Annotated in this window: 10 protein-coding genes; 6 read left to right on the forward strand and 4 right to left on the reverse strand. The window is 54.9% G+C overall.

Translation table 11 applies throughout. The features are described 5' to 3' along the window. The first annotated feature begins 175 nt into the window (after positions 1–175). The 4 genes from rplM to sspB all read left to right on the forward strand — a co-directional run bounded on the left by rplM (position 176) and on the right by sspB (position 2,612). Positions 176–604, forward strand: a complete 429-nt coding sequence (gene rplM / locus AC2FC2_RS08340; RefSeq protein ID WP_209637165.1) for a 50S ribosomal protein L13 — start codon at positions 176–178, stop codon at positions 602–604. 15 nt (positions 605–619) lie between these two features. Then, positions 620–1,012 (forward strand): 30S ribosomal protein S9, encoded by a 393-nt coding sequence (gene rpsI, locus AC2FC2_RS08345; RefSeq protein WP_020831838.1) that lies wholly within the window; start codon positions 620–622, stop codon positions 1,010–1,012. Positions 1,013–1,470: 458 nt separating this feature from the next. Continuing rightward, on the forward strand, positions 1,471–2,112 hold the full coding sequence (gene sspA, locus AC2FC2_RS08350; RefSeq protein WP_037416363.1) for a stringent starvation protein SspA: 642 nt from the start codon (positions 1,471–1,473) through the stop codon (positions 2,110–2,112). A 5-nt stretch (positions 2,113–2,117) separates the two neighbouring features. Further along, positions 2,118–2,612, forward strand: a complete 495-nt coding sequence (gene sspB, locus AC2FC2_RS08355) for a ClpXP protease specificity-enhancing factor (RefSeq protein WP_209637166.1) — start codon at positions 2,118–2,120, stop codon at positions 2,610–2,612. Positions 2,613–2,677: 65 nt separating this feature from the next. Here sspB and AC2FC2_RS08360 read toward each other — a convergent pair whose 3' ends face one another. From AC2FC2_RS08360 to gltB, 3 genes are all read right to left on the reverse strand, one after another. Then, positions 2,678–3,157 carry a hypothetical protein gene (locus tag AC2FC2_RS08360; RefSeq protein ID WP_209637168.1) on the reverse strand — a complete coding sequence of 160 codons (480 nt, stop codon included), beginning with the start codon at positions 3,155–3,157 and terminating at the stop codon, positions 2,678–2,680. 183 nt (positions 3,158–3,340) lie between these two features. Continuing rightward, complete coding sequence (locus AC2FC2_RS08365) at positions 3,341–4,759, reverse strand: glutamate synthase small subunit (protein WP_265555903.1); 1,419 nt, start codon at positions 4,757–4,759, stop codon at positions 3,341–3,343. Between the two features lie 10 nt (positions 4,760–4,769). After that, a complete protein-coding gene (gene gltB / locus AC2FC2_RS08370; RefSeq protein WP_490659066.1) occupies positions 4,770–9,230 on the reverse strand; it encodes a glutamate synthase large subunit in 4,461 nt (1,486 codons plus the stop codon). A gap of 694 nt (positions 9,231–9,924) precedes the next feature. On the opposite strand from gltB, the gene mnmL reads away from it, so the two are divergent. Next, on the forward strand, positions 9,925–10,857 hold the full coding sequence (gene mnmL, locus AC2FC2_RS08375; protein WP_490659101.1) for a tRNA modification radical SAM protein MnmL/YtqA: 933 nt from the start codon (positions 9,925–9,927) through the stop codon (positions 10,855–10,857). Here the strand turns inward: mnmL and AC2FC2_RS08380 are convergent. Next, complete coding sequence (locus AC2FC2_RS08380) at positions 10,852–11,559, reverse strand: acid phosphatase (protein WP_490659067.1); 708 nt, start codon at positions 11,557–11,559, stop codon at positions 10,852–10,854. The two genes, mnmL and AC2FC2_RS08380, sit on opposite strands and share 6 nt — an antisense overlap. 410 nt (positions 11,560–11,969) lie before the next feature. Between AC2FC2_RS08380 and arcB the strand changes: the two genes are divergently transcribed. Next, positions 11,970–14,309 (forward strand): aerobic respiration two-component sensor histidine kinase ArcB, encoded by a 2,340-nt coding sequence (arcB, locus tag AC2FC2_RS08385; protein WP_209637177.1) that lies wholly within the window; start codon positions 11,970–11,972, stop codon positions 14,307–14,309. The last annotated feature ends 148 nt before the right edge of the window (positions 14,310–14,457 follow it).

Consider the following 14,457-nt stretch of genomic DNA (forward strand, 5'->3'; position numbering starts at 1 on the left):
ATAATCTTGCGACCCCACGTTACAACAAAGTTTTTTTTCCCAAAAACTTTATAGTGCCGGCAATGGCTATTCGAAGGGGTAGGTTTGCTGGACTTGTATGGTCGTGTGAGCCTCAACTGTTTTCGAGCGTTTGGGTGTTCACCAACGTGTAACTAATTATTGGGTAAGCTTTCTAATGAAAACTTTTACAGCTAAACCAGAGAGCGTTCAACGCGACTGGTACGTTGTTGATGCAGATGGTAAAACTTTAGGCCGTCTCGCTACTGAACTGGCTCGTCGTCTGCGCGGCAAGCATAAAGCGGAATACACCCCGCACGTTGATACCGGTGACTACATCATCGTTCTGAACGCAGAAAAAGTTGCTGTAACCGGCAACAAGCGTACAGACAAGGTGTATTACCGCCACACTGGCCACATCGGTGGTATCAAGCAAGCGACCTTTGAAGAGATGATTGCCCGCAGTCCTGAGCGCGTGATTGAAATCGCGGTTAAAGGCATGCTGCCAAAGGGTCCGTTGGGTCGTGCGATGTTCCGTAAACTGAAAGTTTACGCGGGCAACGAGCACACTCATGCGGCACAGCAACCGCAAGTTCTTGACATCTAATCGGGATTATAGGCAATGGCTGAAAATCAATACTACGGCACTGGTCGCCGCAAAAGCTCCGCCGCTCGCGTTTTTATCAAGCCGGGCAGTGGTAACATCGTAATTAACCAGCGCAGCCTGGAACAGTACTTCGGTCGCGAAACTGCCCGCATGGTAGTTCGTCAACCGCTGGAACTGACCGACATGGTTGGTAAATTTGACCTGTACATCACCGTTAAAGGTGGTGGTATCTCTGGTCAAGCTGGCGCTATCCGTCACGGTATCACCCGTGCACTGATGGAGTACGACGAGACTCTGCGTGCAGAATTGCGTAAAGCTGGCTTCGTTACTCGTGACGCCCGTCAGGTTGAACGTAAGAAAGTCGGCCTGCGTAAAGCACGTCGTCGTCCGCAGTTCTCCAAGCGTTAATTTTTTACTGCCTTGGCAGTGGAATTTACGCAAAAAACCCGGTGCTTCACCGGGTTTTTTTATGCCTGAAAATCAAGTTGTCGTTACTAAAATCTTTGGTATATCAGACAATTCAATACGAATTAGCCGTACAGCCCCCACAAAACAAGCAAAATCTGGTAAACTATCACCCACTTTTGCGCCTGTTCGCCATGCAGCAGTTATCAGTTTACTTCCAAGGCCGGTTTTTAGACCTCGGGTTTAGCTGCGCGTTGCTGGCCTGCGGTCAAGATCATTCAGGATAGCAGCCTGGTATACCCGATATATTTCGTGGTGCAGCAAGGCGGTAACCGGACTCGTCCCTGGAACTTAGTGCGCTAAGTCATTGGGGTGAGACAGGTAAATCCGCGCTGTTGTGGTATGAAAAATGAAGGGAAGTTGGCTATTCGCAGTATTTTCTAGATAACTTGGAGGTTTTCATGGCTGTCGCTGCCAACAAACGTTCGGTAATGACGCTGTTCTCTGGCCCGACCGACATTTTTAGCCATCAAGTACGTATCGTACTGGCGGAGAAAGGTGTCAGCGTTGAGATTGAGCAGGTTGAGTTGGATAACCTGCCGCAGGACCTGATTGACCTCAACCCGTACCAGACGGTGCCTACGCTGGTCGATCGCGAGCTGACCTTGTATGAATCCCGTATCATCATGGAATACCTTGATGAGCGTTTCCCGCATCCACCATTGATGCCGGTTTATCCGGTTGCCCGTGGTGAGAGCCGCCTGATGATGCTGCGTATCGAGAAAAACTGGTATTCGCTGATGTATAAAATCGAGCAGAGCAACGGTCAGGAAGCTGAATCAGCTCGCCGCCAGCTGCGCGAAGAATTACTGGCGATTGCCCCTATCTTTGGCCAGACCCCGTATTTCATGAGCGAAGAGTTCAGCCTGGTGGATTGCTACCTGGCACCACTGTTATGGCGTTTGCCGCAGCTGGGCATCGATCTGATCGGCGCGGGTTCCAAAGAGCTGAAAGGTTACATGACCCGTGTATTCGAGCGTGACGCCTTCCTGGCCTCTCTGACCGAAGCGGAGCGCGAAATGCGCCTGCAGACTCGGGGCTAAGCATTATGGATATGTCTCAGATGACTCCACGCCGTCCGTACTTGTTGCGGGCGTTCTATGAGTGGTTGCTGGATAATCAGCTCACACCGCACCTGGTGGTAGATGTGACGCGTCCTGACGTTTTGGTGCCTATGGAGTTCGCGCGTGATGGTCAGATCGTTCTGAATATCGCACCGCGTGCAGTAGGTAATCTGGAGTTAGGCAACGAAGAAGTGCACTTTAATGCGCGTTTCGGTGGTGTGCCACGTCAGGTCTCGGTACCCATGGCTGCCGTGCTGGCAATCTATGCGCGTGAAAACGGCGCAGGCACCATGTTCGAACCTGAAGCCGCTTATGAAGCGGAAGGCACGTTTGAAGGCATGGACAATGAGACGATTCCATCGGAAAGCCTGATGTCGGTGATCGATGGCGACCGCCCGGATCTGAGTGAAGATCACGATCCGGATGATGAGCCACCGCCGCCACGTGGTGGCCGCCCAGCATTGCGCGTGGTGAAATAATCCCGTAGCAGTGAACACTAAAGGTCGCCTCGGCGACCTTTTTTTTGTCTCTAAATAGGGCGTTTTCAGCTTTTCAGTGACGCAATGCAGGCGTCACGCGGTGCGCTGAGATCGCCGATACGCACGGTAGTGAGTGCGTGAGTCGCGCGCTGCTTAAACGAGGTGATGGCGGTGTCACCTTGCACTTCTGGGGGGGCGGTGCAGATATCGTTGATCGGTAAATTATTGCCTTTGTCGAGGGCATGCAATACCGCCGCAGGGTTGTAGACCAATGCAGAAGACAGCGCGGATTTGACGCCTGCGGTAAAGGCGGCGTTACCGCCGTTGGCCAGCTTGGGCGCTAATGCGATCCAACTGTCATCACCCAGTTTAATGCTGTTTTCTACCGCCGCCAGCTGGCCTGCTTTCGCCAACTGAGCGACTACCGATGCCGCGCCGCGCGCCTCAATGTTGTAACCCACCTCCTGTGAATCTAATGACATTGCCAGCGAGTTGAAGCTGACAACCAGCAAAGCGCTGGCTAATAGGGGAACGGGCAATTTCATGGTTAGCTATCCTTATCAAGATACCAGGCGCAACTGCGCCCTGAGTGATATTAATAGAATACTATAGCGCGCCAGGCGCTGGGCTGCGGGTAAGGTTGTTACAAAGCGTGTGGGGAGCGAAGTGAGAAAACAAAGGGCCCGGCAGTCTGAACTGCGGGCCCTTAGCGGTAAAGCGGGAGAGGATTAAACTTCCAGGTAGTTCATGATGCCATCAGCAGCCTTACGGCCTTCGGCAATCGCGGTAACGACCAAGTCCGAACCGCGTACCGCATCACCACCGGCGAAGATTTTCGGGTTGCTGGTCTGGAAGGCATTCTCGGTGCTTTCCGGTGCGACAATACGCCCCTGTTTGTCGAGCTCAACGTCGTGAGCTGCCAGCCAGTTCATTTGGTGCGGACGGAAACCAAAGGCCATGACCACCGCATCGGCATCGATGATGTGCTCAGATCCCGGTACTTGCTCTGCAACCTGGCGGCCATTGGCATCCGGTGCACCCAACTGAGTACGAACCATTTTCACGCCGGCTACGCGGCCTGCGCTATTCAGTTCGATGCTCAATGGTTGCAGGTTGAATTTGAAATCAACCCCTTCTTCACGGGCGTTTTTCACTTCACGTTTGGAGCCCGGCATATTGGCTTCATCACGGCGGTAAGCACAGATAACGTCGGTTGCACCCTGACGGATAGAGGTGCGAACACAGTCCATCGCGGTATCGCCGCCGCCAAGCACCACCACACGTTTGCCTTCCATGCTGACATACGGCTCGTGTTGTTCGGCTTGGTAACCCATCAGCTGTTTGGTGTTGGCGATCAAGAACGGCAGTGCGTCATAGACACCCGGCGCGTCTTCGTTTTCCAGGCCGCCACGCATCGACTGATAAGTCCCGACACCGAGGAATACGGCATCAAACTCACTGAGCAGCGTCTCCATGGCGATGTCTTTGCCCACTTCAGTATTGAGTTGGAACTCAATGCCCATCTCGCTGAAAATGCCGCGACGTTTCACCATCACTTCTTTTTCCAGCTTGAAGGCGGGAATACCGAAGGTCAGCAGGCCGCCGATCTCGGGATGACGATCGTAAACCACCGCTTTCACGCCGTTGCGGGTCAGGACGTCGGCACAGGCCAGACCGGCAGGGCCGGCACCGATGATCGCCACGCGCTTGCCGGTTGGCAGCACATGGGACATGTCCGGCTTCCAGCCCATTTCGATCGCTTTATCACTGATATAGCGCTCGATGTTACCGATAGTCACCGCACCGAACTCATCGTTCAGGGTGCAGGAGCCCTCACACAGACGATCCTGGGGGCAGACACGACCGCATACTTCCGGCAGGCTGTTGGTCTGGTGTGCCAGATCTGCAGCTTCCATGATGCGGCCTTCGTTTGCCAGTTTCAGCCAGTTCGGAATGTAGTTGTGAACCGGGCATTTCCATTCGCAATAAGGGTTACCACAGGACAGACAACGGTCCGCCTGCGCCTTCGCCTGAGTTTCCGAAAACGGCTCGTAAATCTCTACAAACTCAATTTTACGGATCTTGAGCGGCTTCTTGGGCGGATCAACGCGCTGCAGGTCGATAAATTGATAAACATTCTGACTCATTAATGACCTCTTACTGCGCCTGAACCCGCAGCTCTGCTGCGGAACGACTACGGTGACCCAACAATGCTTTGACATCACTGGACTTCGGCTTGACCAGAGCGAACTTCGGCGCCCATTCCGGCCAGTTAGCCAGAATCTCTTCCGCACGCGATGAACCGGTCGCCTGCACGTGCTCGGTAATCAGCCCGCGCAAGTGCTCTTCATGAATTGCCAACTGGTCGACATCCAACACTTCCACCAGCTCTGGGTTCACACGCTTACGGAATTCGCCGTCTTCATCCATGACGTAGGCGAAGCCGCCGGTCATACCTGCACCAAAGTTGATGCCGGTTTTGCCCAGGACGCAGACGATGCCGCCGGTCATGTATTCACAACCGTTGTCACCGATGCCTTCTACCACGGTGATGGCGCCAGAGTTACGTACGGCGAAGCGTTCACCCGCCCGGCCTGCTGCAAACAGCTTGCCGCCGGTAGCACCGTACAGGCAGGTATTGCCGATGATGCTGGCTTCGTGGCTGCGGAACGCAGAACCGATCGGCGGACGTACGGCGATACGACCGCCGGCCATGCCTTTGCCGACATAGTCGTTGGCGTCGCCGGTCAGTGTCAGTTCGACGCCGCCAGCATTCCATACGCCAAAGCTCTGGCCCGCGGTACCGGAGAAGTACGCCTTGATCGGATCGGCTGCCATGCCCTGGTCACCATGCACGGTGGCGATGGCCCCGGACAGGGTTGCGCCCACGGAACGATCGGTGTTGCGGATATCGAAGTAGAAGGCTTTGCTGCTTTTTGCTTCAATATGCGGTTCCGCCTGCGCCAGCAGATCTTTGTTCATCAACCCTTGGTCGAACGGCGGGTTGCTGCTTTCGGTGCAATATAGCGCTTTGCCCGGATGTGGCGTGGCGGTTTTCAGCAACGGTGACAGATCCAGTTTGTTTTGCTTGGCAGAGATGCCATCCAGCTCGGTCAGGAAATCGGTACGACCAATCAGATCCACCAGTTGGCTGACCCCCAATTGCGCCATGATCTCGCGGGTTTCACGTGCGATAAACTGGAAGTAATTGGTCACACGCTCCGGCAGGCCGTGGTAGTGATCGCGGCGCAGTTTTTCATCCTGAGTCGCCACTCCTGTAGCGCAGTTGTTCAGGTGACAGATACGCAGGTACTTACAACCCAGCGCCACCATTGGGCCAGTGCCGAAGCCGAAGCTTTCCGCACCCAGGATCGCCGCTTTAACGATGTCCACGCCGGTTTTCAGGCCGCCGTCCACCTGCAGGCGGATTTTATGGCGCAGGCCGTTAGCCACCAGAGCCTGCTGGGTTTCCACCAGACCCAGTTCCCACGGGCAGCCGGCGTATTTCACTGAGGATAACGGGCTGGCACCGGTGCCGCCGTCGTAACCGGCAATGGTGATCAGATCGGCATAGGCTTTTGCCACACCGGTCGCGATGGTACCCACGCCCGGCTCAGAAACCAGTTTCACCGAGATCATGGCCTTCGGGTTGACCTGTTTCAGATCGAAGATCAGCTGTGCCAAATCCTCGATCGAATAGATGTCGTGGTGCGGTGGTGGCGAAATCAAGGTCACGCCCGGCACTGAATAACGCAACTTGGCGATATAAGGGGTTACTTTATCCCCCGGCAACTGGCCGCCTTCACCCGGCTTGGCCCCTTGCGCGACTTTAATTTGGATCACATCGGCATTCACCAGATAGGCCGGAGTCACACCGAAGCGGCCTGACGCTACCTGTTTGATGCGTGACACCTTATTGGTGCCGTAACGTGCCGGGTCTTCGCCGCCTTCACCGGAGTTGGAGAAACCGCCGAGGCTGTTCATCGCGATCGCCAGTGATTCATGCGCTTCCGGGCTTAGAGCACCGATGGACATGGCTGCGGTATCGAAGCGTTTGAACAACGATTCGGCGGGCTCAACCTGATCAACCGGAATTGGCGTGCCTTTCGGCGTAATGGCCAACAGATCGCGCAGCATAGCGACCGGGCGTTCGTTCACCAGCTTGGCATATGTCTGATAGTCGCTGTATTTGCCACTGTGAACCGCGGTTTGCAACGTGCTCACTACGTCTGGGTTGTACGCATGGTACTCGCCGTCGTGAACGAACTTCAGCAGGCCGCCTTGTTCTAGCGGTTTGCGTTTCAGCCATGCGCGTTTGGACAGGTTTTGCAGATCCTGTTGGATGTCGCTGAAGCTGGCGCCACCGATGCGGCTGACCACGCCCTGGAAGCACAAATCGGACAGATCGCGATGCAGGCCGACAGCCTCGAACAGTTTGGCGCAGCGATAAGACGCGATAGTCGAGATGCCCATTTTGGACATGATCTTGTACAAGCCTTTGTTGATGCCGTTGCGGTAGTTCAGCATCACATCACGGTATTTCTTGTCGATCGCTTGGGTATCTACCAGCTTGGCCAAAGTTTCGTAGGCCAGATACGGGTAGACGGCCGTCGCGCCGAAACCCAACAGCACGGCGAAATGGTGTGGATCGCGGGCGCTGGCGGTTTCAACGATAATGTTGGCGTCACAGCGCAGGCTCTTCTCGACCAAACGGGTCTGGATTGCACCGACGGCCATAGGCGCAGGCACCGGCAAACGGCTGGTGGAAATAGCGCGGTCGGACAGCACCAGCAGCACGGCGCCGTCACGGACTTTACGTTCCGCTTCGTCGCACAGGGCGCGGATGGTCTGCTCCAAATCCTGCTCGGCCGGATCGAAGGTCAGATCAAGCGTGTCGGCGCGATAGTATTCGCCTTCCAGCGTGGTGAGCTGTTTGAAATCGGAGTACAGCAGGATCGGCGATTTAAAACTTAAACGGTGCGCCTGGCCTTCGGCCTCGCAGAACACGTTCATTTCCCGGCCGATGCTGGTCGCCAGCGACATCACATGCGCTTCGCGCAGTGGATCGATAGGCGGGTTGGTCACCTGGGCGAACTGCTGGCGGAAATAGTCGTAAATAATACGCGGACGGCTGGAGAGCACGGCGAACGGGGTATCGTCACCCATTGAGCCGGTAGCTTCCTGACCAATCTCGCCCAGCACGCGGATCACCTGATCCAGCTCTTCGCTGCTGTAGCCAAACTGCTTCTGGTAAGTTTCAAGCTGCGAGTCGTCCAGTTCACGGCTGCCAACCTGATCGGCCGGCAAGTCTTCAAACGGCACCAGGCGCTTAACGTTCTTTTCCATCCATTCTTTATACGGATGGCGGCTTTTCAGATCGTCATCGGTCTCGGCGGAATGCAGGATCTTACCGCTGCGGGTGTCGATCACCATCAGTTCGCCTGGGCCAACACGGCCTTTCTCTACCACTTCATCTGGCTGGTAATCCCAAATGCCGACTTCCGAAGCGCAGGTAATCAGTTTGTCTTTGGTGATGACGTAGCGCGCCGGACGCAGACCGTTACGGTCCAGGTTACAGGCAGCGTAGCGACCATCGGACATCACGATACCGGCAGGGCCGTCCCACGGTTCCATGTGCATCGAGTTGAAGTCGAAGAAGGCACGCAGATCGGTATCCATGTCCGGGTTATTCTGCCAGGCAGGCGGTACCAGCAGACGCATGGCGCGGATCAAATCCATACCGCCTGCCAGCAGCAGCTCCAACATGTTATCCAGCGAGCTGGAATCGGAGCCGGTTTCGTTAACGAACGGCGCTGCCGTTTGCAGGTCCGGAATCAGCGGCGTCTGGAATTTATAAGTACGTGCGCGAGCCCACTGGCGGTTGCCGGTGATGGTGTTGATCTCGCCGTTGTGCGCCAGGTAGCGGAACGGCTGTGCCAGCGGCCAGCGCGGCACGGTGTTGGTGGAAAAACGCTGGTGGAACAGGCAAATAGCCGATTCCAAACGCAGATCCGCCAGATCAAGATAGAAGCGTGGCAGATCCGCAGGCATGCACAGACCTTTATAGATCGTAACCAGATTCGAGAAGCTGCACACATAGAAACTGTCGTCCTTAACGCGTTTCTCTATACGGCGGCGCGCGATAAACAGGCGACGTTCCATATCACGCGGGCGCCAACCGGCCGGGGCGTTAACAAAGATTTGCTCAATACGCGGCAGAGAAGAGAGGGCAATCTCGCCCAGCACGTCCGGGTTGGTCGGCACTTCACGCCAGCCGACAACGGACAGCGTTTCATTTTGCAGTTCTTCTTCGACAATGCGGCGGCTGGCACGGGCTTCCTCTTCATTCTGGCTGAGGAACATCATGCCAACGGCGTAGTTCTTAGCTAAACGCCAGCCGCGCTCTTCCGCCACCATGCGGAAAAAGCGGTCGGGCTTTTGCAATAACAGGCCGCAACCGTCGCCAGTCTTGCCGTCAGCAAGGATTGCGCCACGGTGCTGCATACGGGCCAATGCGTGAATCGCGGTACGCACGACCTTATGGCTAGGTTCGCCTTCTATGTGGGCGATCAGGCCGAAACCACAGTTGTCCCGCTCTTGGGATTTATCGTACAACATATCAGTGAACCTCCCCAGGCTCTGCGTGACTCTCACAACCGACTCACGAGCGGGCTTCCCAACGTTGGCAGAAGTCCAATCAGCAAGCTTGATATCGCCGATCTGCTTTTCCGCCCTCCGTTAATGGCCTCTCGTGACGGTTCTCACAAGTGGTACATGACTTGTTTTAAGAGGGAGTCTTAAATTACTGCATAAATATGACGAGACGTTTGCCCGTCCAGAAAGCTTCCAGCGGACTTCCAACTTAGCGAGAAAGAATACGCAGGTCAAATATAGGCCTAAGGGGGTTTTTTATTGAATTAATGGTAATTAATGATTTGATATATAATGATTTATTTCAATTTTTGAGGTTGTGTGACGGCGCGCAAGGTCCCAGAGAAATGTGAGCTGTCTCACTATAGTGCAACGCCTGAATCTCTGCACCATGCTAGTGCGGGCGGGAATGTCAGAGTTTTATTCTAGTAATTTATTATTTTTTGTTGTTTGAAACTATTTTTCATCGCTTTGTCACACTGGCGTTAACGGTTGCGTGCAAATAAGAAAAATTCATCTCAGCCAAGATGATTTTATTTGCATTTATAATGAATAGTTATGCCTGGTGAAGCCTTGCGAGGAAAGCGTTGATCTCTGTCATCGCGGGAAAAGCCGTTTCTTATTAGCATCACGGGCTTTGAGCACAGAGACAATCAAGATTATGCAGTTGCCGCAATTAGTCAATATGTTTGGCGCTGATCTTCAGCGCCGACACGGTGAAAAGATCCATAAACTCACGCTACACGGCGGTTTTAGTTGCCCTAACCGCGACGGCACGCTGGGGCGCGGTGGCTGCACCTTTTGTCATGTTGCCTCTTTTGCCGATGAGCAGATGCAACAACAGAGCATAGCTGAACAGCTGGCACATCAGGCCGTCAGAGTGAATCGCGCAAAGCGCTACCTCGCCTATTTTCAGGCTTATACCAGTACTTATGCAGAAGTGAGCCTGTTGGCGCAGATGTACCAACAGGCGCTGGCACAGGCGGATATGGTGGGTATCTGCGTCGGCACGCGCCCGGACTGTGTGCCACCCGCCGCACTGGATTTGCTGGCGAGTTACCTCGAGCAGGGCTACGAAGTCTGGTTGGAGCTTGGGTTGCAGACGGCGCACGATAAAACGCTAAAACGCATCAATCGAGGCCATGATTTCTCCTGTTATCAACATACGGCCCGGTTGGCACGCGAGCGCGGGCTGAAGGTGTGCAGTCACCTGATCGTCGGGTTGCCTGGGGAAAGCGCCGCCGACCACTTGGCTTCGCTGGAACAGGTGGTGGACTGCGGTGTGGATGGCATCAAACTGCATCCGCTGCATATTGTTACGGGGAGCACGCTGGCGCGGGCCTGGCGGGCTGGCAGGCTGCCCGAGTTAGCGCTTGATGAGTATGCCACCAGTGCGGGTGAGATGATCCGCCATACGCCGAAAGACGTGGTGTATCACCGTATCTCTGCCAGCGCACGCAGGCCGACGTTATTGGCACCATTATGGTGCGAAAACCGTTGGAACGGTATGCAGGCAGTCGGTGGCTACTTGCAACGTCACGGCGGGCAGGGCAGCGCGCTGGACGCCGCCCTGTGTTATTCACCGACGCTATAACTGCAGGCTGGTGCGAACTTCCGATCGTGCGCGTTGCAAGTCGGCCTGCAGCTGCGGGTTCGCCATCAGCCGAGCGGCGAGCGCCGTCGCCGCCAATTTGCCGCCTTCCAAATCGCTCGGGTAGTGAACGCCGGCAATCACCCTGCTTTGCGCATTACTCGCCGCCTGTTCAAACAGCGCGCTGCGTTTTTCCGGCACCATCTGCGCCAGCAGGATCGCCGTCAGGTAGCTGTCCATCGCGTGTCCGCTGGGGTAAGAGTCGCCTTCTGGCGGCGGCAACAGCGGCTTCACGCGGTTGTCGGCCTCATAAGGGCGCGGGCGACCATAGAAGGCTTTGGCGGGCATCAGGCTTTGTTCAAAATCTTGATAGACCCGGCGGAACAGGGCCGCGGTGATCGGATGACGATCGGCGGTGAACGTCGGGCCGAAGATATCGCGGGCGAAGGGAAATGCGGCGTCCGCCAGATGATCATCCCGCTTGGCTTTGGCGATTTGTTCCGTGGTGCGGCTAGCCTGTAGGGCCAACACCGCCTGCAGATCCGCCCGGTTCAGCGGCGTATCCATTGAGGGGGGCGGTGGCAACAACGGGGCGATTTGCCGCTGTTCCGCACTCAGATAGCCGGTAACGGTGGCTGCGGCCTTCAGGGGAAAAATAACGGTCAGAAACAGGGCGAGCAGGGTGGTGCGATAGATGGTTAACATGGTCAATCCTCACATCAGGGAAATGAGGAAGCCTGCCGGGGCCGGCCACAGCGCTGCTGCCGGTGAAAGTAAACCGCGGGATGAAATCCTTTCCCTTACTTCAAGCCTCAAGGCTTCGCTATCCGTGTCTGCGAAAGCAAGCGCATGCACGGTGCATCATTAATATATTAACGGAAAGGCGCTCTCAAGCGGCTGAGGTGTGGGGTGGGTCACAGAAAAAATCTTTTCGCTACAAGTGATTAATCCCTAAGTATGAGCGGGTTGATTAATGTGGTTTTGGACTGCGGCAGGGCGATGAACTGCCTTTTGCACGCCAGACGCCGCTATTTTCCGTTAGCAGGACTTGACTCTCAGACACGGCGGAAAAATTTGCGGTATGATTCAAAAGATTATGTCTGATGGGAGCCGCTATGAAGCAAATCAGGGTGTTAGCCCAGTACTACGTTGATTTAATGGTAAAACTGGGGCTAGTGCGTTTTTCGCTGCTGCTGGCGTCGGCATTGGTGGTGCTGGCGATGGTGGTGCAGATGGCGGTGACCATGCTGCTGCGTGGCGAAGTAGAAAGCATTGACGTGGTGCGCTCAATTTTCTTCGGTCTATTGATTACGCCGTGGGCGGTTTACTTTCTGTCTGTGGTGGTCGAACAGCTTGAGGAGTCACGCCAGCGTCTGGCGCGGCTGGTTGATAAGCTGGAAGAAATGCGCCACCGCGACCTCGAGCTTAATCAACAGCTTAAGGACAACATCAGCCAACTGAATCAGGAAATCGCCGACCGTATCAAGGCAGAAGAAGAACGCCAGCAGGTGATGGACAAGCTGACCGAAGAGATGGAACAGCGTGAGTTAGCGCAGATCGAACTGGGTCAGCAGTCGGCACTGTTACGTTCATTCCTCGATGCCTCACCTGACCTGGTGTATTACCGCAACGAAGACAAAGAGTTCTCCGGCTGTAACCGGGCAATGGAGCTGTTGACCGGCAAAAGCGAAAAACAGCTGATTGGGCTAACGCCGTTTGATGTTTACGGCCAGGAAATTGCCGAGAAAGTGATAGAAACCGACGAAAAAGTATTCCGTCACAACGTCTCCCTGACTTATGAACAGTGGCTGGTTTATCCGGACGGGCGCAAGGCCTGTTTTGAATTGCGTAAGGTCCCGTTTTACGACCGAGTGGGTAAACGTCACGGGCTTATGGGCTTTGGCCGCGATATAACCGAGCGTAAGCGCTACCAGGACGCGCTGGAGAACGCCAGTAGGGACAAGACCACCTTCATCTCAACAATCAGCCACGAGCTTCGTACGCCGCTTAATGGCATTGTTGGCTTAAGCCGCATTCTGCTCGATACCGATTTAAACGACGAACAGCTGAAGTACCTCAAAACCATCCATGTCAGCGCCATTACGCTGGGCAATATCTTCAATGACATTATCGAGATGGACAAGCTTGAGCGGCGCAAAGTGCAGCTCGACAACCAACCGGTAGATTTCACCGGTTTCCTCGCCGACCTGGAAAACCTCTCTGGCCTGCTGGCACAACCGAAAGGGCTGCAATTTGTGATGGAGCCGCAGCAACCGCTGCCGCAACAAATCATCACTGACGGTACCCGCCTGCGGCAAATCTTGTGGAACCTGATCGGCAATGCGGTCAAATTCACCCCGCAAGGGCGGATCGTGGTGCGCGTGCGGCGCGAGGAACAGGATCGGTTGGTGTTTGAGGTTGAAGACTCCGGTATGGGGATTCCTCAGGACGAACAAGACAAGATTTTCGCTATGTATTATCAGGTGAAGGATCAGCATGGCGGTCGCCCGGCGACCGGTACCGGCATTGGACTGGCGGTTTCCAAGCGGCTGGCGCAGAGCATGGGCGGTGATATTACCGTCAGCAGCGTACAGGGGCACGGTTCTTGCTTCACGTTGTCCATTAAGGCGCCAGGGGTACAGGAAGCGGAAAACGAAACACCGGCCGAAGAAGCACTGCCATTGCCGGCTCTGCATATCCTGCTGGTGGAAGATATTGAACTGAATGTGATTGTGGCACGTTCAGTGCTGGAGAAACTGGGTAACAGCGTAGAAGTCGCGATGAATGGCCAGGATGCGCTGGCGATGTTTGATCCGGACGAGTTCGATCTGGTGTTACTGGATATCCAACTGCCGGACATGACCGGGCTGGATATCGCTCGGATACTGCGTGAGCGCTATGCCGGGCAGGCACTACCCCCCTTGGTGGCGTTGACGGCCAACGTGCTGAAAGACAAAAAAGAGTACCTCGACGCAGGAATGGACGACGTGCTGAGTAAGCCATTGTCGGTACCGGCGTTGACCAAAGTCATTAAACATTACTGGGATCACCAATCCTCTCACACCACAAAGAAAACGGAGCAAAAGACGATGCAGATTAATGAGTCGTTACTGGATACCACCGTGCTGGAACAGTATATGGACCTGGTGGGGCCGCAGTTGATTCATCAAAGCCTGGAGATGTTTGAGCAGATGATGCCAGGTTATCTGGCGGTGCTGGACTCCAATATGACGGCGCGCGATCAGAAAGGCATCACAGAAGAGGCGCATAAAATTAAAGGTGCGGCGGGTTCGGTGGGTTTACGTCATCTGCAACAGCTTGCCCAGCAAATCCAAACGCCAACGCTGCCGGCATGGTGGGATAATGTGCAGGACTGGGTTGATGAACTGAAACAGGAATGGCGTAACGATGTGCAAGTGCTGCGGGAATGGGTAGCGAACGCTGAAAAAAAATGACCCCGACCTAAGCCGGGGTGCGCGAATATTGCGCCAACACCAGGGAAATTGTGAACCTGCGTATTGGATTTCATGTTCTGGTCGAGCAGGTTGTAGAGAATTCCTAAACATCATACAGCCAACAACATAGCAAATGTAAGCGCTCTTG

The sequence above is a fragment of the Serratia sp. CoH_122_TC_1 genome, assembly GCF_058191755.1.

Bases quoted from the DNA above. Each gene is read 5' to 3' on its own strand.
- rplM (WP_209637165.1), top strand. From the start codon at position 176: ATGAAAACTTTTACAGCTAAACCAGAGAGCGTTCAACGCGACTGGTAC.
- rpsI (WP_020831838.1), top strand. From the start codon at position 620: ATGGCTGAAAATCAATACTACGGCACTGGTCGCCGCAAAAGCTCCGCC.
- sspA (WP_037416363.1), top strand. From the start codon at position 1,471: ATGGCTGTCGCTGCCAACAAACGTTCGGTAATGACGCTGTTCTCTGGC.
- sspB (WP_209637166.1), top strand. From the start codon at position 2,118: ATGGATATGTCTCAGATGACTCCACGCCGTCCGTACTTGTTGCGGGCG.
- AC2FC2_RS08360 (WP_209637168.1), bottom strand. From the start codon at position 3,157: ATGAAATTGCCCGTTCCCCTATTAGCCAGCGCTTTGCTGGTTGTCAGC.
- AC2FC2_RS08365 (WP_265555903.1), bottom strand. From the start codon at position 4,759: ATGAGTCAGAATGTTTATCAATTTATCGACCTGCAGCGCGTTGATCCG.
- gltB (WP_490659066.1), bottom strand. From the start codon at position 9,230: ATGTTGTACGATAAATCCCAAGAGCGGGACAACTGTGGTTTCGGCCTG.
- mnmL (WP_490659101.1), top strand. From the start codon at position 9,925: ATGCAGTTGCCGCAATTAGTCAATATGTTTGGCGCTGATCTTCAGCGC.
- AC2FC2_RS08380 (WP_490659067.1), bottom strand. From the start codon at position 11,559: ATGTTAACCATCTATCGCACCACCCTGCTCGCCCTGTTTCTGACCGTT.
- arcB (WP_209637177.1), top strand. From the start codon at position 11,970: ATGAAGCAAATCAGGGTGTTAGCCCAGTACTACGTTGATTTAATGGTA.